The sequence below is a fragment of the Peribacillus sp. NPDC097225 genome, assembly GCF_044761955.1.
In the GTDB taxonomy this organism is placed as follows: Bacteria; Bacillota; Bacilli; order Bacillales; family DSM-1321; genus Peribacillus.
The window spans coordinates 357,769-378,611 of record NZ_JBIWDJ010000001.1; the positions used below are offsets into that span (position 1 = coordinate 357,769).

A 20,843-nucleotide genomic window follows, 5' to 3' on the forward strand; every position below is an offset into this window, starting at 1 on the left:
TTCCTTTACATTATGAGTTCATTACATCATAAATTTCAAGGAATTTGGTATTAAATTCTCCAGAAACAAATTGTTCATGCTGAAGTAACTTAATATGGAAAGGAATTGTAGTCTTAATTCCCTCAATGACAAACTCGCCTAAAGCTCGTTTCATTTTCTCGATTGCTTCTTCTCTTGTCGGTGCATGGACAATTAATTTAGCAATCATGGAATCGTAATATGGCGGTATTGTATATCCTGGGTATGCTGCAGAATCCACACGGACGCCATATCCACCTGGTGGTAAATACATCTGGATTTTCCCTGCGGAAGGCATGAAATTCTTTTCAGGATTTTCCGCATTGATCCTGCATTCGATTGACCAACCGTTAAAGGTCACTTCTTCCTGTGAAAGAGAAAGCTTATCGCCAGAAGCGACTTTGATTTGTTCTTTAATCAAGTCTACACCTGTGACCATTTCCGTAACAGGATGTTCCACTTGGATACGTGTATTCATTTCCATGAAATAGTACTTCCTATTCACATAATCATAAATGAATTCCACCGTACCTGCACCGGAATAATTAACGGCAAGAGCAGCTGTAACGGCAGCTTGTCCCATTTCCGCACGTGTCTCCCCATCAAGGGCCGGAGATGGTGTTTCTTCAACAAGCTTTTGTAAACGTCGTTGAACCGAGCAGTCACGCTCTCCTAAATGAATGGCATTCCCGTGGTTATCAGCCATCACCTGAATTTCAACATGACGGAAGTCCTCGATATACTTTTCAATATATACGCCCGGGTTGCCGAAGGCCGTTGCTGCCTCTTGTTGCGTGATATTAATGCCTTTGACGAGCTCTTCTTCCGTTCTCGCAACACGGATCCCTTTACCGCCGCCACCAGCTGTAGCTTTAATGATGACTGGGTAGCCCATTTCCTTGGCAAGTGCCACACCTTCATCCGTGTCCTTAATGATTCCTTTTGAACCTGGTACGATAGGAACACCAGCTTTACGCATGGTCTCCCTTGCCACGTCCTTAGTTCCCATTTTATTGATGGCCTCAGGACTTGGTCCTATGAATATAATATTACATTCACGACATAGCTCCGCAAAGTTAGCATTTTCTGCAAGGAAACCATATCCAGGATGGATGGCATCCGCACCTGTTTTCTTGGCTGTGCTGATAATGTTCGTTGTATTTAAATAACTATCTTTTGATAGTTTAGGACCAATACAGTAAGCTTCGTCAGCAATTTGTACATGTAGTGCCTCTTTGTCGGCTTCTGAATAAACCGCTACAGTTTCAATACCAAGCTCCTTGCAAGCCCTAATAATCCGGACTGCAATTTCACCGCGATTTGCAATCAATACCTTCTTAATCATTTAGAAACAGCTCCTCATTCAGGCTTTACTAAAAATAATGGTTGACCATATTCTACAAGTTGGCCTTCTTTTACAAGTACTTCTACAATTTCCCCGTTTACTTCCGCTTCAATTTCATTGAAAAGTTTCATAGCTTCCACGATGCAGACAATTTTGTCCGCCGTTACTTTGGAGCCTACTTTCACGTATGCATCAGCATCAGGAGAAGGAGATTGATAGAACGTTCCCACCATTGGGGATGTGATTTTATGTAAGTTTTCTTGCTCATTTATAGGAGTTGCTGGTGTTGCTGCTTCTGGCGCTTTAGCTACTGGCTGGGCTGCTGGTGTAGGTGTGACTTCAACAGCCGCTTTAGCTTGTACGACTTCTTGAGCAGGTGCTGGATAAGCTACTGTACCCGCTTCCGTTTTCTTCAGCAAAATTTTGGTTCCTTCATTTTCATAAACAAATTCACCGATGTTAGATTGATCGACTAACTTAATAATTTCACGAATTTCTTGGACCTTCATTTTAGGCACCCCTTGTCTGATTTAATGGAAATTTGAGACAATTCAATATGTATATGTAATTTGCCCATCGTCTTTGGCCTCTGCCGTCTCTAGCACCGGAGCCGTTTCTTTTAAAACACCGAAAGACATTTCACATATCCCTTCTGTAATATAACAGAAGTAAATCCCTCAAAAAATATGTCTAGCAGGAAGTTTTGAATTTTTTAATACCTGCTTCTAATATCATACAATATTAGCTTGTATATATTCAATGATAGATTAGTTGGGACTTGCTATTTACAGTTCTATATTACACTTTTATCTTAAGATTGTGAATTTTTTAAATCTATTTTTAAAATATAATTCGGAATTTCCCCCTATTAAAACGGTAAAAACCATGTAAAACCGCCTTTTTTATTACTTTAAAGGGATTACATTGGATAATGCCGAGGGGAGGTATTTTTATTTTTTTGTCTCCTTTTTTTGGAACCACCAAATCGCGACCATCCATTTTTTTCCGAAAAAAAAGGCCTTTTCTACTAAAGAAAAGAACCAGCATGCATATTTCCTTTTTCGAAAAACTGTTGTGTATCAGTTTCCACTCACTTTAAAATTATTTTTCCGGTTGGAAATTCACGACTACATTTTGTGCATTCTCCACTTCTTTACGTACAAGGCGTATGATGTTATTAGCTTCCGTCTTCGTTTGTTTATCAGCTTTTACACTCACTTTTACATCCGTTCCATCAACCCGGACAAGCGCAGCATTATAATCCATCGCTACAATTAAGTTTTCAATGATATTTTCCTTCACTTTCGTTTCACTTAATTGTTCGATTTTAGCATAAGCTTCATCTCTTTCTTCAGCGGATAGATCGGTATCCCCCATTTTAACCGTTAACTCTTCATTCAATTTCGCACGTTCGTCCTCAATTTGCATTCTTAATGCCTCAAATTCGTCACCGGAAGCAATAGTTACAGAAGAACCATTATCCCCTGTGGAAGTCTCCGTTTCCTTTTTGCTTTCTTCTTTAATGTCTCCTTTGCTTTCCGTTTGACTTTCTGTCTGATTTTTTTGTTCTTCCGTTGCCGGCAAATCTGCTGCATTTTCTTCAGGAGCCGTTAAATAGTAGACCGAGAGCACCACTACTAGACTTAACATCGTCAATAACCAAACCGTTTGTTTTTTCAATAACATGTTCGTTTTCCCCCTTATTTTTTAGGCATGACAGAAACCCGGTGACTTGACACATCAAGCGAGCGTGTTACAGCTTCGACAATCCATTTCTTAATTTGTATATTATCTGCCCCTTTAGCGACAACGAGGACCCCTCGTACGCTTGGCTTTTGGGTTTCGGAAATGATTGGTCCCTCTTTTTCCCCGTTTTTAATCAGGACAAGCTGTTCATCTACCGAGGTGTCTTCGACGGTTCTTTTTCCGCCTTCCTGGTCGGTTTCTTGAGTCACTTGTTTTTGAGTGGTTTTATTTCTTTCATAGACTTTTTTCTCGGATGCATCCACATAGATTACGACTTTTACATCCTCCACACCTACAATGGATTCCAGGGCTTCCTTCATTTCGTTCGCCAGGTATACTTCGTAATCTTTTGTCGACTTGAAGTCGGTCTGGTTTTTCTGACCGAATGTTTCCACATCCTCTTCTTCCTGCTTATTATTACTGAATACCGCTTTATCGCCCGTTATCTTCCCGGCTTGGTTCGTGGTGGTCAATAGATTCCCGGCCATCATGATTCCCACACCCAAAAGGACAACAATTAAGGCATAGATATACATCGAAGGTTTTTTATCTTGCGGATCTTTTTGGTCCGGATCTTTGTTCAATAGTTTGTTTAGCCAGGATAATGGACCCTTATCTTTATTCATATCTCAGTCACTCCTCTCCCCGGCGATTTCAATGATTTCTTCATCGACAGACCAACTTGCTGCCAGAAACTTCTTGACGGCTTCGAGGTTCAACATAGTAGGTGTGGTCTTTTCCCGGGTGCTGATGTCCACCTTAGCCACCGTCTCTATCGCGGAGGATGAGTCTCTTTTTTCCGCCTCCTCCAATGAAATATTGATATGCTGTAGTTCTTCTAAGCTCGGACTTTCTTCATTCGTGACTCCGACTTCAATCGAACTGATCTTCACTTGGTACTCCTCCACCAACTCCTCTTCCACTTCTGTCTGTAGGTCAACAGCCATTTGTTCTAAAATATATGCACCTTGGGTAGCTTGTATTTCTTTTTTCTTCATTTCTGTTAAATTTCCTAAATCTTTTTTATTTGGGTTTTCAAATTCACTTGTCACAGTGGAAAGAATTTTATCAAAATCCGTATGAAATAGTCCCAAAATTGGAGTAAGGATTATCGCGATCAATAATAGTCCGATGACCATTTTTGCATATTTTTGCAGTGCTGAACTGGGAAGCAGCATATCAATCACGGTTGCCAGCAATACAAATACGATAATATTTGTTATCCAACCAGCTAAAAAGCTCACTCACACTTCATCCTTCCTAGCGGACCATCAGCGTTATATTCCCGGCTGCGATAATTACGGTGATGCATAAAAAGAACATGAGAGATACGATGGCCAGCGCTGCAAAAATATAAATCATACTCTTACTGATAATGTCGAGACAATTGATGACGGGTCCTCCTCCAAGTGGTTGCAAAAGACTGGCAGCCAACTTATAGACAAAAGCGATCATTAAGATCTTTATGGCGGGGAAAGCAATGATGAGCAGAAGGATGACGACACCTGCCAAGCCCACCGTATTTTTAAGAAGGACTGATGCACTAATGACTGTATCAGTCGCATCAGTGAACATACGCCCTATCACCGGAATGAAATTACCGGTAATGAATTTTGCCGTCCTGATCGTCACTCCATCGGCAACGGCGGATGAGGCACCCTGGACGGAAATCACACCGAGAAATATCGTCATGAAGGCACCCAGGATCCCGATAGCAAAATTACGAAGCAATTGCGCGAGTTGGGTCACTTTGTAATGTTCAGACAATGTGCTGACAATACTTAAAATGGCAGCGAAGAATAAGAGAGGCAGGACGACATATTGGATCAAGATCCCACTGGTATTCATCAGGAACATTAAGATTGGATGAAAGAATGCAGCGGATACAAGACCACCTGAAGCCGCTATTAAAGCTAACAACAAAGGTAGGAGCGCCATTAGAAAGGAAATCATTAGATCAATCGTATCTTTTGTATATTCAATGGCCACATGGAAACTATTCAGTGCCAATATGATCAATACCATATAAACGATCGCATAGGCCACCTTACTCACTGAGCTCTGTTCAAAAGCATTCTGTAGTGCTTGCAGAAACATGCTGAACACGGTCAAAAGAATGAGCGATCCCAGTAATTTACCGTTTACAAGGAGTTCATGAAAGACGAATTTCATTATGCCTTTAAACCATTGTTCGAATGAAAATTTCTTCTCACCGCTCACAAAATCCATAAAACTACCCTTTTGGCTTTCGGGTAAGAAACCGCCATATTCCGTTACGATGTCATCCCAATATTGCTTGAGCTCGTCAACGCCTAATCTTTCAATTTGGGCTTGTACCAGTTCTGATTGCATGATTGGTTCCTGGTTATCCCTCCATGTCTGTTCTTCCTCAGATTGCTTAATGGGCTCATTCTTGATTTCACCATTTTCGGCAGCATGTCCAACAGATGTATGCAGGAAAAAGAATAAAACGAATAGGAAGAATAAGAAAGGCATCTGCTGCTTCATACATTCACCTCAATTGACTAGTTGGAATAGTCCATTAACTAGGGAGCATCTGTATTACCGTTTCAATAATGACCGTCAAAATGGGAATGGCCATGGCCAAGATCAAAATCTTCCCGCTCAGTTCTATTTTGGAAGCTAATGACCCTTGACCTGCATCTTTTGTGATTTGAGAAGCAAATTCAGCGATATAAGCAATTCCGATAATTTTCAAGATTGTCTCTAAATAAACTGTATTGACATTCGCATTCACAGCTATCTTTTCAAGCATCAAAATGATTTCGTATATTTTATCCGCCAGAAAGAGAAAGATTGTACAACCTACAAAAACGACTAACAAAAAAGCAAAATTTGGCTTCTGCTCCTTGACTATCAAGGCTAAAAAGGTGGCTACTAGGGCAATTCCGACGATTTTTATGATTTCAATCGCGATTACCCCCTTTACTGGAATAGGAATACGGACTTAATTTTTTGAAATAGATCCTCTACCACGGAAGCTACCATAAACAAAATATAGATAAAGCCAAAAAGTGTCACCCACTGAGCATATTCCTTTTTCCCTACCTGATCGAGAATCGTATGAAGAAACGCCACGACAAGCCCCACACCCGCTATCTTGAATATGATGTCCACATCAATGCCCATGTTTATCCCTCCCGCATATGCCCTACATCAGCAAAATGATTAATAATAATCCTGATAAAAAGCCTAGGCTCTTCATCATCTTTTCATACTTTCTCTGTCGTTCCAGTGCATCGTTCTCTTCCCGTTCCAAGTGTGCCATCGTTAGCATGATTTGTTTTTGCTGATGATATTTATCACTTCTCCCAAGGGTTTCACCGAACTGAGATAGGATTTCAAACTCCCCTTGCTTTAAAGCAAGGGACTGCCATATCTTTTTCAAGCTAGCGTCCCAAGCCTCTTTTACAGTGGTTTCGCCTGATTCAAGTCGATTGGCAAACGTATGGAAAAAGTGGGAAAGTGGTTTTGGCATTTGCTTGGAGAGCTTCTGGGCTGCTTCTTTCAAAGGGGTCTGCCCATACATGATTTCAGCTTCAAGCGATTGCATGGCGACTTTTAGTTGACGTAACTGGCGGGGGCGCATACTCAATTTCTTGGCGGCTTCAAAGCCCGCCCATGTTGTGGCTAAAATAATGATGGCCGCTCCAATCATCTTAAACATGAGGACTCACGGCTCCACCTAAGAATAATTGGCCACCCGCCGCATCGAACACCCTATAACTCCGGTCTCCTGTCTTACTTCTTTGTAATTCAATAAAGCGTTCAAAAATATTCTGTCTTAAGATTTCCGATACAAAAGGACGTTTTTTCACTTCCTCCAGTGTATGGCCATGCGTAGTGATGATCAGTTTAATTCCTGCGTTTACGGCTTCGAGTACCGCTTGTGTATCCTCTGCCCGTCCAATTTCATCCACAACCAATACATCCGGGGACATAGAACGAATCATCATCATCATCCCTTCCGCTTTGGGGCAGCCATCAAGGACATCCACCCTTGGGCCGAATTCAAGTTGAGGAACTCCATGAACACAACCAGCTATTTCCGATCGTTCATCCACAATCCCCACTTTTTGAGGAGGGATGCCCTTCCGATCGATTCCACTCGAGATCATTCTGGCAATATCACGCAAAATGGTCGTTTTCCCTGACTGGGGGGCACCGATTAAAAGGGTATGCTGCCATTCCCCATTATATAAATAAGCCGTGAGTGGTTCAGCTGCCCCTATCTTTTCACGTGCTACCCGAATATTAAAGGACGAGATATCCCTTATCGCCTTGACCATCCCATTTTCCAGTATGACCTTGCCCGCTAGTCCTACACGATGTCCCCCGGCTATGGTGATATAACCGCGCTTTAATTCTTCTTCTAGCGTATATAGCGAAAATTGGCCTATAGAATTCAGTAATTGCTCTGCATCACTCGGGGTCACTTCATAAGGGAAAAAGAAAGGATTTCCCCCTACTATCACTTCTAACGGCCTGCCGACTCGAATCCTCAGCTCTTCTATTTTTTCTATCATCATCGGGGTCATCCCTTGGAGATGTGCGCATAGTTTTTTCGGTAGAAAAGAAAGTACCATTTCCATTTAGGCAATCCTCCTGTATACACCACTTTCAATAAAATGTATGCCGGGAATCATATAATGATGACAAGCTAATCAAAGAAGCATCGCCTGAAATCATCTTTGTGACTAAAAAAACATAAAAAAAAGCCCGGGATGATTAATCCCGGACTTCTTATGACTTAGGTTAACTTAGGCACGTGATACGTATGAACCTTCGTTTGTGTTAATCAATAATTTGTCGCCTTGGTTGATGAAGAATGGCACTTGAACGGAAAGGCCCGTTTCAAGTACAGCAGTTTTTGTTCCACCTGAAGATGTATCGCCTTTAATGCCTGGCTCTGTTTCAGCAACTTCAAGTTCAACTGTATTAGGAAGCTCGACGCCCAGTGTTTCCGCTTGGAAAGTCAAGATATGTACTTCCATGTTTTCCTTTAAGAATTTCAATTCGCGTTCGATACTTGATGCTGGAAGTTCGATTTGGTCGTATGTTTCGTTATCCATGAATACATGGCTGTCTCCACTTGCATAAAGATACTGCATTTTGCGGTTCTCGATATGTGCTTTCGCCACTTTTTCACCGGCGCGGAAAGTTTTTTCTTGGATGGAACCTGTACGAAGATTACGTAATTTAGAACGTACAAATGCCGCTCCCTTACCTGGTTTAACGTGTTGGAATTCAATAACCTGCCAAATTCCATTATCTACTTCAATGGTTACACCTGTGCGAAAATCGTTTACTGAAATCATAAATTTGTCCTCCTACATGTACATGTTTACAGAATGATTAACTCTTTTGATGAATGAGTAAGTGCTTCGTTACCACTTAATGTAACGATTGTATCATCTTCAATGCGTACTCCGCCAATTCCCGGTAGGTAAATCCCCGGTTCAACGGTAACTGCCATGCCTGGTTCTAAAATGATATCAGACCTTACGGATAATGCGGGACCTTCATGGACTTCAAGACCAATTCCATGTCCCGTCGAGTGTCCAAAGTATTGTCCAAACCCTTTTTCTTCAATTAAATTGCGAGTTAGTGCATCCGCTTCCCTACCCGTCATCCCAGGTTTAATCCCAGCCATGCCGCGTAATTGAGCTTCTAAAACAATGTCATAAATATTAATAAGTTCTTCACTTGGCTTACCGACTGCTAATGTGCGGGTGATATCCGATACATATCCATTATAGTACGCACCATAATCCAATGTGATGAAGTCACCTTTTTCGATAGTCTTATCCGTTGCAACACCATGTGGAAGAGCAGATCGAACACCTGATGCGACAATGATATCGAAAGAAGATGAAGTTGCGCCTTGTTTCCTCATGAAGAATTCAAGTTCATTGGACACATCCAGCTCAGTGACGCCTGGACGAATAAAATCAAGAATATGTGTAAAGGCAGCATCAGCGATAGCAGCCGCTTCCTTTAATATCTTAATCTCTGAAGAAGTCTTTATCAAGCGTAAATTCTCAATTACTCCCGACAACGGCAAAAGTTGAGCTTTGATAGCCTTTTCATAAGCCTTATATGTGGCAAATGTCATATGGTCTTGTTCAAAGCCCAATTTGGTAATTTTCATCTCTTCAACTTGTTTCCCGACTTCTTCAAGGAGTGTTCCTTTATGTTGAACGATTTCAAAACCCCTAGCCTGGGTCCCGGCCTGTTCTACATATCGGAAGTCCGTGATGAACTTAGCCTCTTTCTGTGAAACCAGCACGACACCGGTACTTCCCGTGAAGTTAGTCATAAACCGGCGGTTATATGTACTTGTAATTAATAACCCATCAACGTTCACTTTTTCCATTGATTCGCGCAACCGTTCCAGTTTATTCATTTAATTATCCCCCTTGCAATTTTCGTAATGGCCTGTAATGCCAATTCATACCCATGTATTCCCAATCCGACAATCTGTCCAGCTGATACCGGGGCAGTAACCGATTCGTGACGGAAACTCTCACGGGCATGTATATTCGAAATATGCACCTCAATAACCGGAACATCAATACCGGCAATCGCATCACGAATCGCATAGCTGTAATGCGTGAATGCTCCTGGATTAATGATGACCCCATCGAATCCATGATCTTCTGACCAATGTAGTTTATCGATGATCGCACCTTCATGATTAGATTGAAAACAGCTCAAGTCCACATCTAACCCTTCTGCTTGCTCATTCAATTGGGCTTCCACATCTTCTAGGGTAGAGGAGCCATAATGAACCGGTTCCCGTTTACCTAATCGATTAAGGTTCGGACCATTAATTAATAAAATTTTTATCATCTTTCCAACACCTGCTCATGGTTAAATAATGCTTTCCATGAATATTCTATCATAATTACAAATTGTCTTACTACTTTTTTACAAACGGCCCGATCAGCTTCCCGATTGATTTTCAGCGATTTCTTTTTGACGCAGATATTCCTGATGGTCATAGGATATAGAATATCCTACAAAAAGACCGTATAATATAAAAATGCAAACACTGGTTATGATGGAATTGGATGTCATCTTCGAAACAGCGGGCAAATCTGAAAACATTGGCTTGAAAACAAAAACCAGTAATGCCCAACAAATCACACCATAAATCAGACCAGCAAAAATGCTTTTAATTTTTTTAAAAAGCCCATAATATATGAAAGCAACACCAATGGAGAGGATTCCGAACACTAGCAAAGTCATCATCGTTCCCTGCCAACGGTCAATCCAGGACATATCCGACCAGGAAGTTAAGATGAATTTCGGGCTAAACTCCATAAACTTAAAATAATGTGCCGCCACTCCGGCTAAACTAGCAAAGATTCCCCCAAAAATACCAATGGCAAATACATTGGCAAGCAACAAACTTTTATTCTCTTGCTGATGATTACCTGTTTCATTTGTAGACACCTTAAACACCTCCGATATATAGTATGTCCTTTCTTAAATAGGAATATTTTCTTTTTTGGGCCTTCGAGGGTAGATTTACTAGAGGTTTTTGTTATTATTCTGTATGATTAACTCATAAATAATGTACTTTTCTCAAAGGATAATATCCATTCAATGTTGAAGTTTATATGTATAAGAATGTTTCTTCCTGAGATGGTTCATTTATGTTCGTGTTTAGGAATAAGTTCCCCGCTCATCATCAATTGATTGATGAAAGGTCGATTTATAAAAACCTGAACATATTTTAGGCTATACATGTTAGCATCCATGAGAGAGCTACGTGAAAAACTATTTAGGTTGGTGTAGAAATGTCTGAGGTTCAAAAACCCGTTTATGGAGGGCAGGCTGTCGTGGAAGGCGTCATGTTTGGCGGCAAGCATCACACAGTCACCGCTGTCCGTCGCAAGGATTCAACGATCGTGTATTACCATTTACCACGCGAATCAAAGCCTATGATGAATCGGCTAAAAAAAATCCCATTTGTACGGGGAATCGTTGCCCTTATACAATCAAGTGCAAATGGCTCTAAACATCTTAATTTTTCCACAGAACAGTATGAAGAGGAAGCTGAAGGAACCAAAGTAGAAAAGAAAAAAGAAGTCAAGGAGTCTTCAAGGTTTAGTGTATGGTTAAGTGTGGCTGTTATCGGTGTTCTATCATTCCTATTCGGGAAATTGCTGTTCACCCTCGTTCCCGTTTTCCTTGCAGAATTGACAAGACCCATATTCTCTAGTCACCTGGCCCAGATCCTAGTGGAAAGCTTATTTAAATTGATACTACTGCTCGTATATATTTACGTAGTATCCATGACTCCATTAATCAAGCGCGTGTTCCAATATCATGGGGCAGAGCATAAAGTGATTAATTGCTTTGAAAGTGGCAAAGAATTGAATGTGGCCAATGTCCAGGCAAGTTCAAGGCTTCATTACCGTTGCGGCAGTAGCTTTATTCTATTTACTGTCATTGTCGGCATGTTTGTGTACCTTCTCGTCCCGACCGATCCTCTTTGGCTCCGTGTCGTGGATCGCGTTTTACTTATCCCTGTCGTCCTAGGTATAGCTTTTGAGGTATTGCAGTTGACGAATAAAGTGAGAGATATTCCTGTTCTTCGTTACCTTGGATATCCTGGTCTTTGGCTTCAATTGTTAACCACAAAATCCCCTTCAGACGATCAGGTCGAGGTTGCACTCGCTTCCTTCAATGAGCTCTTAAAGATGGAAAAAAGTACGGAGGAAGGTTTAGACTCGGATGTTATTGTGTAAAACACTTATAACTGACTTTCGGAATAATATGATAAGTATTACTCCCTCTTTATTTTTTGGGAATATTTTGAATGGATAATGTTTAAAATAAGCTAAAAATGCTTATGATGCTCTTAAGGAGGTGTCTTTGTTGAAACGTTTCATATCTATTTTGATATACGGAATCATCGCCCTCGGAGTCTTCGGACTGATAAGCAGAATGGTTACTGACCCAATCGGACTCCTAAAGAATATTCTGATTATTGCCGCGGTCGCTGGGATTATTTATATGATCTACACCGGATTAACAAAGAGTAAGCCAGTGAAAAAAGAGCAACAGGCATTTCGTAAGGCTGCACGTCAGTCGAAAAAGCGGCTAAAGAGCAAAACTTCGAAAAAGGATAATGTGGCTAGCTTTTCGGCAGCGAAAACGTCCAAGAAAGGTTTAGCACGTAAGAAAACGGAGAGTCACTTGACGGTCATTGAAGGAAAAAAAAATAAAAAGAAAAATCGGGCCTCATTTTAGGAGCCCGATTTTTTTCTTTTTAATAGGTCCATCGTTTTAAAAACTCCCTTGTGTAAATTCGTCCACGTTCTATTAATTCCCCCTTCATCTCATCATTCATATTGAAATCCATCGCGGAAATCCCCTTCATCGGAATAAACACGATGTTGTTAACATGTTTTTTGGATATATAACGTGCATCGTGAGCATCCTTCATCGTTTTGAACAGGGCCGAGAATAACTCCACTGCGTTTCCTACCTCATGTGGCTTCCATATTTCATCCGCACTCAATCGCAAACCGATGACGGGTCGTTCCTTTCGTACATGTTCAGAATTGAATAACCACATGGGGAAGTTGCTCAATACTCCTCCATCAACGAATAGGGCCGTACTTTTCCCTACGTTCAGCTTGACTGGTTCAAAAAAATAGGGAATGCTGCAACTCATCCTTACCGCTTTAGCCACTGAAAAAGTATGAGGGTCAATCCCATAGTTCTTCAAATCATCAGGTAGGACGACCAACTTCCCATTTGTGATATCCGAAGCGATTATGCGAAGAGAGTGAGGGGGAAGATCTTTGAAGGTAACCACATTTCTGATAGCCAGTTTTTGAGCTACCCATTTTTCTAATGCCTCCCCCTTGTATAATCCCAATTTCCAATAAACTAAGAGCCATTTTGCAAAAGGAATCGGTATAAGACCGTGTCTCCTATCCAATAAACCAGATAGGTTTATATCAATAAAGAGTTTCTCCATTTCTTCCCCTGTATACCCAGCTGCTATGAAGGCAGCTATAATAGAACCCGCACTTGTTCCTGCAGTTCTATGAAATGTAAATCCACGTTCCTCCAACTCTTGGAATCCACCCAATAATCCATAGCCTTTTATCCCGCCTCCGGAAAATACGCCGTCAATGATCATAGCTGCCCTCCCCACCCGGTCTATTCATTTTTAAGCAGGAGCAGGGCTTATTATGACTGTTTTGGCGAAACTTTTCTCTTTAAGTAAAGTACTGAACTACAGCTTTCGGAAAAAATTCCTCTATATACTCTCTTATTGTCGTTTCCAACTCTTTTGCTTCTTCATTTTGATAAACGTATTTACCGATTCCATAACGGCCCCATTTATATTTCCGTTTGGTTTCATCCAGTTCCAACTTTGTTTTGGGATAATTTTTTTGAATCACTCTTTTAGCAGGCCCCGTAAAGCGATGTTGTATTAATTCAAACGTTAAATCCGGTATGTCGACTCCTTTTAAGCCCTCGCTCAATCGTTGGAAGAGTTCATAATACCCTCCCTGCCAATCTTCATGCCTATAAATGGGCGCGACGATGAATCCTAATGGGTAGCCCGCACCCGCCACTTTTCGTGCTGCCTCTATCCTCTCGTCAAAGCTTGAGGTACCAGGTTCAAAATTCTTGATCACATACCTTGAATTGATGCTGAACCTGAATCTTGTCTTACCATTATGCTTTGCATCCAAGAGATGATCGACATGATGAAATTTGGTTACAAACCGAAGCACACCATATTCACTTTTGCCAAAGTATTCGATAGCCCGTTTTAATGAATGTGTCAAATGGTCAATGCCGACGATGTCAGATGTACAAGCGGCCTCGAAACGGGTAATTTCTGGTTTTCTTTCGTTCATGTAGTTTTCTGCAGCCTCAAAAATCTCATCCAGATTAACATAGGTCCTTATATATGGTTTGGTACCAAGCGTTGTCTGTAAATAGCAATAATGACAGTGCCCCATACAGCCTGTGGCCAAAGGAATGGCATACTCGGCCGAAGGTTTAGAGGTATCGAATTTCAATGTCTTTCTGATACCTACAACCAGTGTGGATTTAGCTACACGATACTTTTGAAGATCATTATCTCCGGGTAAGTCCCGAATTTGATTATGAGAGGTCGTTTCACGGATTTCGATACCCATGTCCTCAAACTTCTTTTTCAGTTCTCTTCCTAAGGGGTATTCAAGGGCCCGTGGTTCGATATAAACAAGCTGTGGGATAAAGGGTTTCATATCCATCTCCATTCATTGACCGATCCGGTCATAGTTTTAGTTAAACTAGACAACCTATATATAAGGATAGCTTTTGCCACTTCTAAAATCCTCATGATGGTTTTTATTCTGTAAATAATGGAAAGGAGATGCAATATGTCAAAGAAGCAAAATGCATTCCGAAAAGTAACCGAAAATAAAGAAATGACTGTCACAGTTAATGAAAATCCAACTTCACAGCGTATCCCTGGAGACTCTGTCGACAAGTACTCCATTTTAAGAAGTGCAAATCTTGAGCTGGCCGAAAAAGAAATCGGCCAACAAATGGAAAACAACTGACAGATACAACAAAGAGAAAGCCGATTCCTTTAGGATTCGGCTTTCTTGTCGTCCGGTTTCAATGTTTTTTTATTAATGATTTTAAAGACGAGGAATAGCAAGATGAGACCAATCACGGCGGAAATAATATAACTCATGTTTAAATGATTTTTCATTAACACAGACATGAGCGGTGGTCCTGCCGCGACACCGATAAACCTGGCCGCGCTATAAAAAGACGAGATGGTTCCTCGTTGTTCCTTTTCGATATTCTCAGTGATGAGCGCATCCAATGTTGGAAGTAGCGCCCCAATGGCAATCCCCAATATACTCACTAGAATGAGCATGATCACGAGTTTGTCCTTTGTATATCCTACAAATGCCACGCTTGCCGACATCAGTATTAAACTGACCAAAATGATCTTTCTCATCAAAGGAATGCTTCCTTTGATTTTCCTTCCCGCTATATAAGAGGAGATACACAGGAATAATAAAGGGATAGCCAATATAAAGCCTTTTTTCACTCCTTTTAGATGATGCAATTTCTCCAGATTATCCGATAAGAAAAATAGCACCGCAAAAAGAATGAGCATGACGAAAACACCCAATATGAAGACTACGGACAGCCATTTTCCTTCTTTCTTAAAGGTAGCCTTCGTTTTTTTTAAGAATTCCTTGAACTTAAGAGGCTCATCTTCATTTTTTGGAACCTTGATGCAAAAGAATACGAAAATGATTGAGATCAGGCTAAAAAAGGAAATAGAAAAGAACGGAAGGAACCAAAGGACAGCTGCAAACAAAGATCCTAAAATCGGACTTAAAACTTTGCCGAACGTATTTGACGTTTCGATGATGCCAAGCGTCGAGCTGGTCTTTTCATCGTCATCCTTATAAAGGTCCCCCACTAACGGAAGAATAATAGGTGACGCCCCAGATGCTCCAATCCCTTGAAGGATCCGCCCAATGATTATCCAGGTATATGGACTGTCCATTTTCCAGGATGCGAACCCTGCAATCAATCCTCCAATTAAAGCTAATATTAGACTCGGTAGTATGACTTTTTTTCTTCCTATGCGATCAGATAAGTAACCCGCCACGGGGATAAGAAAGATGGACGCGACCGAATAACTGGTGATTATCATACTCGATTGAAATGAAGTAATATTCACTTTCTCTTCAAAAACCGGTAGTACGGGTATAAGCATTGAATTCCCCAGGGTCATAACGAGAGGAATCGAAGCCATGCTTACAATACACCACACGCTAACCTTACTATTACCTTTCTGGTTTTCCATTCAAACACCTCATTAATGTTGATAATGAATAGTCTAACCATAAAACTGAAAATACTTCATAAAGACATTTTCCAAAAAAAGGGTTGGGACATGCTAATAGGGAATAACTCAAAAAGTCGTCGAGGAAAGCTCCTTAGCTTACCTCGACGACTTTTTGTAGCTTTTTAATAAGTTTAAGTATGACATATAAAGTAATCAGCATGATGGGATTCTATATTTTTCGTTAGTAAAAGTTCCTTGTAGACAAACAAGTTGACGATAGTCTAATTAGACTATATAATGATGAAAGTCTAATTAGGCTATATCAGTTATCCAAAGGCGTGAAAATTAAATGACAAAATCTTTTTTAATGTTAGGTCAGTCAAATATGGCAGGACGTGGATTCTTGCATGAAGTAGATCCTATCTATAATGAAAAAATAAAAATGCTACGCAATGGTCAATGGCAAATGATGACCGAACCGATTAATTACGATCGTCCTGTTGCTGGTGTAAGTCTCGCAGCATCTTTTGCAGAGGAATGGTCGAAAGTCAATCCTGATGATGAAATTGGCTTAATTCCTTGTGCGGAAGGCGGCAGTTCTTTAAATGATTGGCATCCAGAAGGTACCCTTTTTAAACATGCTTTATCTGAAGCTCGATTTGCGCTTGAGTCTAGTGAAATCTGCGGTATTCTTTGGCACCAAGGCGAAAGTGATAGCAACCATGGTCTTCATGAAACATATTATGAGAAATTGGTCCTGATTATTGATACTTTAAGAAAAGAATTAGGACTTGAAGATGTCCCTTTAATCATTGGTGGACTTGGTGACTTTTTAGGGAAAATAGGTTTTGGAAAATACGCAACAGAGTCTCAACAAGTTAATGAACAGTTACTCCGATTTGCTCATACTCAGCAAAACTGTTACTTTGTAACGGCAGAAGGCTTAACAGCCAATCCGGACGGTATTCATTTGGACGCTGTTTCGCAACGAAAATTTGGTTATCGCTACTACGAGGCATTTTCGAAAAAGTGCGATGTCCTAACACCTCTTTCGAATGAAGAACAATCATTAAAAACCAATACTGACTATTCAAAAACCGAACAAATTTATATTCATAGTATGAATATGGCTTTAAGCAAAATCACATACGCTGAATTTGAAGCAAAAATGATGAAGGTGATGCAATCATAATCCCCTTGCTTATACTTGGCCTGCTGATCCAAAATCCTGGAGCGCATGGCTACGAACTACTAACTTTAATGGAAAAACGACATTATAAGTATATCGTTAACTTTACGAAGGGTTCATTTTATTACAACTTACAACAACTTGAGGAAAAAGGCTTGATTGAACAAGTTCATCAAACAATTTCAAGCAATGGGCGCGAAATCCACCGTTTTATTATCACAAATTCAGGAATGGAAGAATTCGAAAAATTAATGGTGAAGTTTGGAACTAAATCCGAATATGTCAACTTACAATGCTATGTGGCGTTACTCTTTGCAGATGATTTCGATAAATATAAATTATTAAAATTAATTCAAGCACAAATTGACCAGACTGAAGCTCGAATTGCTCTCCTCGATGATTATCTAGCCATCACAAAAGAATTTCCTGGTAAAATCGATTATTTTCGCCGCATGAACGAAAATTCTCGTTCTCATCATCAAGTGAACTTAAAATGGTTTAAAGAATTGAAAGAAGAAATAGAAGAACCCAATGCATAAATATCCCCTATCAATATTACTTAGTAAAATTGATAGGGGATATTTATTTAAGGAATCCATAAAAAGGTTTTCAATAATAGAACATTCCTCTACTTGAAATCACACTGAAATCCTCTAGACATTAAAAAACAGCCCTTTGGACTATCTTAATCCAAAGGGCTGTTTTTTTTGAACGATACATCTTTTCATTACTGGTTTAAAGCCCGCACTTCAATTGGGCACCACAATTCGTACAAGTATTGCATCCGCCCATTTCCTGGACTTCACCCTTACGGCAAACTGGACACGTGTTACCCACTTCCGAACCTATCGTTACATTAGTCGAACGCAGTTCATTGATGGTATCAACCAGAACGACTTTTTTCTTTTCTTCCACATCTGTTAAGCCATCCATTTCAAGCTGCTGTTCCATTTGGTTTTCTTCAGCTTTTAATGTAAGAACCTGGCTGTCACGGCTTCCATCTACATAAACCGTTCCACCTTTTGCGCCGCCTTTATATAAGCGCTCGTACACTTTTTGGACCTGCTCGACGGTATACCCTTTTGGGGCGTTAACCGTTTTACTGATTGAGCTATCAATCCAACGTTGAATGATGCATTGAACATCCGCATGGGCTTCAGGAGCCAATTCCATCGCCGAAATAAACCATTCAGGAAGGTTATCAGGATCGGCTTCAGGATGACGATCCAAGTATTCCTGAACGATGTCCGCTTTGACTTCAATGAATTTCCCTAAACGTCCGCTACGGAAATATGTGAACGAGAAGTATGGTTCAAGACCTGTCGAAACGCCGACCATCGTACCTGTGCTGCCCGTAGGAGCCACGGTCAATAAATGGGAGTTCCGGATACCGTGCTCGGCAATGCTTGTACGAATATCCTCAGGCATCTTCTTCATGAATCCAGTATTCGTGAAGCGCGTTCTAAGCTCATTCGTTTCTTCATCCGACGTTCCCTTCAGGAACGGGAAGCTGCCTTTTTCTTTTGCAAGTTCAACCGAAGCCCTGTAAGCAGACGTAGCAATCGTTTCAAACACTTTGTCCACCAGGATTTTTCCTTCTTCTGATCCATACTCGGTTTCACAATAAATTAGCAAATCATGCAGTCCCATGACACCTAATCCAACCCGTCTCTCGCCGAGTGCTTGTTTTTTGTTTTCCTCTAGGAAATAAGGGGTTGCATCAATGACGTTATCTTGCATCCGCACGCCCACTTCAACTGTTTTCTTAAGTTTTTCGAAGTTAACGGTCTTATTATCTTTATCCGCCATCTCAGCTAAATTGACCGCTGCCAGGTTACACACTGAAAATGGAGCCAATGGCTGTTCACCACATGGATTCGTAGCAACGACTTGCTGTCCATAAGCTTTTGCATTCGTCATCTCATTGGCATTATCAATAAAGAATATTCCCGGTTCTGCTGAGTACGTCGCACAAATGTTAATCAGGTTCCAAAGCTCCTTAGCACGGATCTTACGGTAAACCCGGACTTTATGGCCCATTTTTTCCCACTCGCGTACGTCTCCTACATTGTGCCACTCATCATTATAAATCGCCATTTCTTCCGCGTCGTAGCTTTCGACATCAGGGAAGCGCAACTCATACTCCGTATCTTTTTCAACGGCTTCCATGAACTCTTTGGTTAAGCAGATTGAGATATTGGCACCAGTCAAAAAGTCCGGATTGTGGACGCTATACGTTCCGCCTACGCGAACTTTTTCTTCAGCATCCCTAATGATTTTTTCACTGAATCCACCTAGACCCGGAATCTCTTTATAATTAATGATTCCTTGGTACATCGCCGTTTCTTGTTCGGTATGCGGTGTGAACTTCAATTTATCCGATGCATATTTCTTTATGGTTTCATCTTTTGTGTTCTCCATTAGGTAACGAAGAATCCTCGGGTTTTGCATTTTTGAAATAATGAACTCCGCAATATCTGGATGCCAATCAGTAAGCATGATCATTTGGGCACCGCGTCTACTTCCACCCTGTTCAACCAAATGAGTCAATTTCGCTATATCATCAAGCCATGAAACAGAACCTGAAGACTTGCCATTGACCCCTTTCGCAAGGGTGTTTCTTGGACGGAGAGTAGAGCCATTCGTACCGACTCCACCACCACGGCTCATGATCTCCATGACTTGCTTTCTATGCTCGGAAATCCCTTCGCGTGAATCTGGTACAAACGGCATGACATAACAATTAAAGTACGTTACATCCGTGTTAGAACCAGCGCCATATAATACCCGGCCGGCCGGCACGAAATTAAGGTCCTTTAATTCTTCATAAAATTTATTGAACCATTCCGTTCTTTTTTCTTCAGTCGTTTCCACTGAAGCCAAACCAGTTGCATTACGCTTGGCAATTTGCTCGTAATATATTTCAAGCGGCTTTTCGATGATATCAAGCGGCCGATTAATGATTCCTGTTTCCACTTCTTCCGGATTATCCAGCACTCCGCGGAACTCTTCATCCACTAAAACCTTTGCCTTTTTCGATTCCCAATCTATTTCAACGATATGGCCAAGACCACGTGCAGGAAATTTCGGATCTTCTTTAATTGTCAATACTACAAAATCGCCAGCAGAGAGTGTGATTTTTTCAGTATCCTTAAAAGAATAACGGTCAAGCATAACTAGACGGGACACGCCCTTATGCATCATTTTCATATCAGCCGTTACAGGATGAACTTGGGGAAATAAAGATATATCTTCATTCAACCTTTCTAGATCAACCTTTAAAGCTTCTTTAATTACAACCGACATAATTCCCTCTCCTTTACATGTTTCAGATCCGTTCTTGTTGCAAAAATCAATATGTAACCTACATGTCCGTTTCGCTTAACAAGTTACACTAAATTTATCATAGCGAAACACAAAATTCAACATGTAGTGTTTAAGTATTTATTTTAACCACTATATATTGTGTTGTGGTTGATTGTCTTTTAATTTTGTCAAACGGTGAATCAATTAATTGAGTTAGTAAAAGGGAGGAAAATGTCGATTTATAATAAAAATTAGACAGATTTCAATGAATTTGAACATTGCATTTTGCCCGCCTCTTTCAAAGCACTGACGTTACAAGGAATACATGCTTGTTCACACAAATCTGAAAAAACTTATTTATTCCCGACTCTCGC

At 40.7% G+C, this 20,843-nt stretch carries 23 protein-coding genes; 5 read left to right on the forward strand and 18 right to left on the reverse strand.

Annotation, left to right across the window (positions count from 1 at the left end; translation table 11 throughout):
- Nucleotides 1-10: 10 nt before the first annotated feature.
- The 14 genes from accC to ACIQXH_RS01815 form a co-directional block, all read right to left on the reverse strand.
- Nucleotides 11-1,363: an acetyl-CoA carboxylase biotin carboxylase subunit gene (accC, locus tag ACIQXH_RS01750; RefSeq protein ID WP_402869415.1), complete on the reverse strand. Its 1,353-nt coding sequence runs from the start codon at nucleotides 1,361-1,363 to the stop codon at nucleotides 11-13.
- 14 nt (nucleotides 1,364-1,377) lie between these two features.
- Complete coding sequence (gene accB / locus ACIQXH_RS01755; protein ID WP_402869417.1) at nucleotides 1,378-1,872, reverse strand: acetyl-CoA carboxylase biotin carboxyl carrier protein; 495 nt, start codon at nucleotides 1,870-1,872, stop codon at nucleotides 1,378-1,380.
- A 592-nt stretch (nucleotides 1,873-2,464) separates the two neighbouring features.
- Nucleotides 2,465-3,049, reverse strand: coding sequence for a SpoIIIAH-like family protein (locus ACIQXH_RS01760; protein ID WP_403121896.1), 585 nt, complete (start codon nucleotides 3,047-3,049; stop codon nucleotides 2,465-2,467).
- Between the two features lie 14 nt (nucleotides 3,050-3,063).
- Complete coding sequence (gene spoIIIAG / locus ACIQXH_RS01765; RefSeq protein ID WP_402869421.1) at nucleotides 3,064-3,735, reverse strand: stage III sporulation protein AG; 672 nt, start codon at nucleotides 3,733-3,735, stop codon at nucleotides 3,064-3,066.
- A gap of 3 nt (nucleotides 3,736-3,738) precedes the next feature.
- Nucleotides 3,739-4,353 carry a stage III sporulation protein AF gene (gene spoIIIAF, locus ACIQXH_RS01770; RefSeq protein WP_402869423.1) on the reverse strand — a complete coding sequence of 205 codons (615 nt, stop codon included), beginning with the start codon at nucleotides 4,351-4,353 and terminating at the stop codon, nucleotides 3,739-3,741.
- Nucleotides 4,354-4,369: 16 nt separating this feature from the next.
- Nucleotides 4,370-5,617: a stage III sporulation protein AE gene (spoIIIAE, locus tag ACIQXH_RS01775; RefSeq protein ID WP_402986200.1), complete on the reverse strand. Its 1,248-nt coding sequence runs from the start codon at nucleotides 5,615-5,617 to the stop codon at nucleotides 4,370-4,372.
- 34 nt (nucleotides 5,618-5,651) lie between these two features.
- Nucleotides 5,652-6,032, reverse strand: coding sequence for a stage III sporulation protein AD (gene spoIIIAD / locus ACIQXH_RS01780; RefSeq protein WP_402869884.1), 381 nt, complete (start codon nucleotides 6,030-6,032; stop codon nucleotides 5,652-5,654).
- A gap of 23 nt (nucleotides 6,033-6,055) precedes the next feature.
- A complete protein-coding gene (spoIIIAC, locus tag ACIQXH_RS01785; RefSeq protein ID WP_034308319.1) occupies nucleotides 6,056-6,259 on the reverse strand; it encodes a stage III sporulation protein AC in 204 nt (67 codons plus the stop codon).
- Between the two features lie 22 nt (nucleotides 6,260-6,281).
- Entirely contained in the window at nucleotides 6,282-6,797 is a 516-nt protein-coding gene (gene spoIIIAB, locus ACIQXH_RS01790) for a stage III sporulation protein SpoIIIAB (protein WP_402869429.1), read from the reverse strand.
- A complete protein-coding gene (gene spoIIIAA / locus ACIQXH_RS01795) occupies nucleotides 6,790-7,722 on the reverse strand; it encodes a stage III sporulation protein AA (protein WP_402869432.1) in 933 nt (310 codons plus the stop codon). Before spoIIIAA ends, spoIIIAB begins: the two co-directional genes overlap by 8 nt.
- 168 nt (nucleotides 7,723-7,890) lie before the next feature.
- Nucleotides 7,891-8,448 carry an elongation factor P gene (gene efp / locus ACIQXH_RS01800; RefSeq protein ID WP_402869434.1) on the reverse strand — a complete coding sequence of 186 codons (558 nt, stop codon included), beginning with the start codon at nucleotides 8,446-8,448 and terminating at the stop codon, nucleotides 7,891-7,893.
- A 26-nt stretch (nucleotides 8,449-8,474) separates the two neighbouring features.
- Nucleotides 8,475-9,536 (reverse strand): M24 family metallopeptidase, encoded by a 1,062-nt coding sequence (locus tag ACIQXH_RS01805; RefSeq protein WP_402869436.1) that lies wholly within the window; start codon nucleotides 9,534-9,536, stop codon nucleotides 8,475-8,477.
- The gene (gene aroQ, locus ACIQXH_RS01810) at nucleotides 9,533-9,982 is read right to left on the reverse strand and encodes a type II 3-dehydroquinate dehydratase (RefSeq protein ID WP_402869438.1); all 450 of its coding nucleotides are present in this window, start codon (nucleotides 9,980-9,982) and stop codon (nucleotides 9,533-9,535) included. The genes ACIQXH_RS01805 and aroQ overlap by 4 nt, the downstream gene beginning before the upstream one ends.
- 93 nt (nucleotides 9,983-10,075) lie before the next feature.
- Nucleotides 10,076-10,588 (reverse strand): YqhR family membrane protein, encoded by a 513-nt coding sequence (locus ACIQXH_RS01815; RefSeq protein WP_403121898.1) that lies wholly within the window; start codon nucleotides 10,586-10,588, stop codon nucleotides 10,076-10,078.
- Nucleotides 10,589-10,935: 347 nt separating this feature from the next.
- On the opposite strand from ACIQXH_RS01815, the gene ACIQXH_RS01820 reads away from it, so the two are divergent.
- Nucleotides 10,936-11,889 carry a DUF1385 domain-containing protein gene (locus ACIQXH_RS01820; RefSeq protein ID WP_402869442.1) on the forward strand — a complete coding sequence of 318 codons (954 nt, stop codon included), beginning with the start codon at nucleotides 10,936-10,938 and terminating at the stop codon, nucleotides 11,887-11,889.
- A 130-nt stretch (nucleotides 11,890-12,019) separates the two neighbouring features.
- Nucleotides 12,020-12,394, forward strand: coding sequence for an SA1362 family protein (locus tag ACIQXH_RS01825; protein WP_402869444.1), 375 nt, complete (start codon nucleotides 12,020-12,022; stop codon nucleotides 12,392-12,394).
- 19 nt (nucleotides 12,395-12,413) lie between these two features.
- Here the strand turns inward: ACIQXH_RS01825 and ACIQXH_RS01830 are convergent, their stop codons facing one another.
- Nucleotides 12,414-13,295 (reverse strand): patatin-like phospholipase family protein, encoded by an 882-nt coding sequence (locus ACIQXH_RS01830; protein WP_403121900.1) that lies wholly within the window; start codon nucleotides 13,293-13,295, stop codon nucleotides 12,414-12,416.
- 79 nt (nucleotides 13,296-13,374) lie between these two features.
- Nucleotides 13,375-14,400, reverse strand: coding sequence for a spore photoproduct lyase (splB, locus tag ACIQXH_RS01835; RefSeq protein WP_402986212.1), 1,026 nt, complete (start codon nucleotides 14,398-14,400; stop codon nucleotides 13,375-13,377).
- A 135-nt stretch (nucleotides 14,401-14,535) separates the two neighbouring features.
- On the opposite strand from splB, the gene ACIQXH_RS01840 reads away from it, so the two are divergent.
- The gene (locus ACIQXH_RS01840; protein ID WP_402869450.1) at nucleotides 14,536-14,718 is read left to right on the forward strand and encodes a hypothetical protein; all 183 of its coding nucleotides are present in this window, start codon (nucleotides 14,536-14,538) and stop codon (nucleotides 14,716-14,718) included.
- A 29-nt stretch (nucleotides 14,719-14,747) separates the two neighbouring features.
- On the opposite strand, the gene ACIQXH_RS01845 is transcribed toward ACIQXH_RS01840, so the two are convergent.
- Nucleotides 14,748-15,992: an MFS transporter gene (locus tag ACIQXH_RS01845; protein WP_403079318.1), complete on the reverse strand. Its 1,245-nt coding sequence runs from the start codon at nucleotides 15,990-15,992 to the stop codon at nucleotides 14,748-14,750.
- Between the two features lie 331 nt (nucleotides 15,993-16,323).
- On the opposite strand from ACIQXH_RS01845, the gene ACIQXH_RS01850 reads away from it, so the two are divergent.
- Nucleotides 16,324-17,166: a sialate O-acetylesterase gene (locus ACIQXH_RS01850; RefSeq protein ID WP_403121902.1), complete on the forward strand. Its 843-nt coding sequence runs from the start codon at nucleotides 16,324-16,326 to the stop codon at nucleotides 17,164-17,166.
- Nucleotides 17,163-17,702 carry a PadR family transcriptional regulator gene (locus ACIQXH_RS01855; protein WP_403122604.1) on the forward strand — a complete coding sequence of 180 codons (540 nt, stop codon included), beginning with the start codon at nucleotides 17,163-17,165 and terminating at the stop codon, nucleotides 17,700-17,702. Before ACIQXH_RS01850 ends, ACIQXH_RS01855 begins: the two co-directional genes overlap by 4 nt.
- Nucleotides 17,703-17,898: 196 nt before the next feature.
- On the opposite strand, the gene ACIQXH_RS01860 is transcribed toward ACIQXH_RS01855, so the two are convergent.
- The gene (locus ACIQXH_RS01860) at nucleotides 17,899-20,469 is read right to left on the reverse strand and encodes a vitamin B12-dependent ribonucleotide reductase (RefSeq protein WP_403121904.1); all 2,571 of its coding nucleotides are present in this window, start codon (nucleotides 20,467-20,469) and stop codon (nucleotides 17,899-17,901) included.
- Nucleotides 20,470-20,843 lie beyond the last annotated feature (374 nt).

Bases quoted from the DNA above. Each gene is read 5' to 3' on its own strand.
- accC (WP_402869415.1), bottom strand. From the start codon at position 1,363: ATGATTAAGAAGGTATTGATTGCAAATCGCGGTGAAATTGCAGTCCGG.
- accB (WP_402869417.1), bottom strand. From the start codon at position 1,872: ATGAAGGTCCAAGAAATTCGTGAAATTATTAAGTTAGTCGATCAATCT.
- ACIQXH_RS01760 (WP_403121896.1), bottom strand. From the start codon at position 3,049: ATGTTATTGAAAAAACAAACGGTTTGGTTATTGACGATGTTAAGTCTA.
- spoIIIAG (WP_402869421.1), bottom strand. From the start codon at position 3,735: ATGAATAAAGATAAGGGTCCATTATCCTGGCTAAACAAACTATTGAAC.
- spoIIIAE (WP_402986200.1), bottom strand. From the start codon at position 5,617: ATGAAGCAGCAGATGCCTTTCTTATTCTTCCTATTCGTTTTATTCTTT.
- spoIIIAC (WP_034308319.1), bottom strand. From the start codon at position 6,259: ATGGGCATTGATGTGGACATCATATTCAAGATAGCGGGTGTGGGGCTT.
- spoIIIAB (WP_402869429.1), bottom strand. From the start codon at position 6,797: ATGTTTAAGATGATTGGAGCGGCCATCATTATTTTAGCCACAACATGG.
- spoIIIAA (WP_402869432.1), bottom strand. From the start codon at position 7,722: ATGGAAATGGTACTTTCTTTTCTACCGAAAAAACTATGCGCACATCTC.
- efp (WP_402869434.1), bottom strand. From the start codon at position 8,448: ATGATTTCAGTAAACGATTTTCGCACAGGTGTAACCATTGAAGTAGAT.
- ACIQXH_RS01805 (WP_402869436.1), bottom strand. From the start codon at position 9,536: ATGAATAAACTGGAACGGTTGCGCGAATCAATGGAAAAAGTGAACGTT.
- aroQ (WP_402869438.1), bottom strand. From the start codon at position 9,982: ATGATAAAAATTTTATTAATTAATGGTCCGAACCTTAATCGATTAGGT.
- ACIQXH_RS01820 (WP_402869442.1), top strand. From the start codon at position 10,936: ATGTCTGAGGTTCAAAAACCCGTTTATGGAGGGCAGGCTGTCGTGGAA.
- ACIQXH_RS01830 (WP_403121900.1), bottom strand. From the start codon at position 13,295: ATGATCATTGACGGCGTATTTTCCGGAGGCGGGATAAAAGGCTATGGA.
- splB (WP_402986212.1), bottom strand. From the start codon at position 14,400: ATGAAACCCTTTATCCCACAGCTTGTTTATATCGAACCACGGGCCCTT.
- ACIQXH_RS01840 (WP_402869450.1), top strand. From the start codon at position 14,536: ATGTCAAAGAAGCAAAATGCATTCCGAAAAGTAACCGAAAATAAAGAA.
- ACIQXH_RS01845 (WP_403079318.1), bottom strand. From the start codon at position 15,992: ATGGAAAACCAGAAAGGTAATAGTAAGGTTAGCGTGTGGTGTATTGTA.
- ACIQXH_RS01850 (WP_403121902.1), top strand. From the start codon at position 16,324: ATGACAAAATCTTTTTTAATGTTAGGTCAGTCAAATATGGCAGGACGT.
- ACIQXH_RS01860 (WP_403121904.1), bottom strand. From the start codon at position 20,469: ATGTCGGTTGTAATTAAAGAAGCTTTAAAGGTTGATCTAGAAAGGTTG.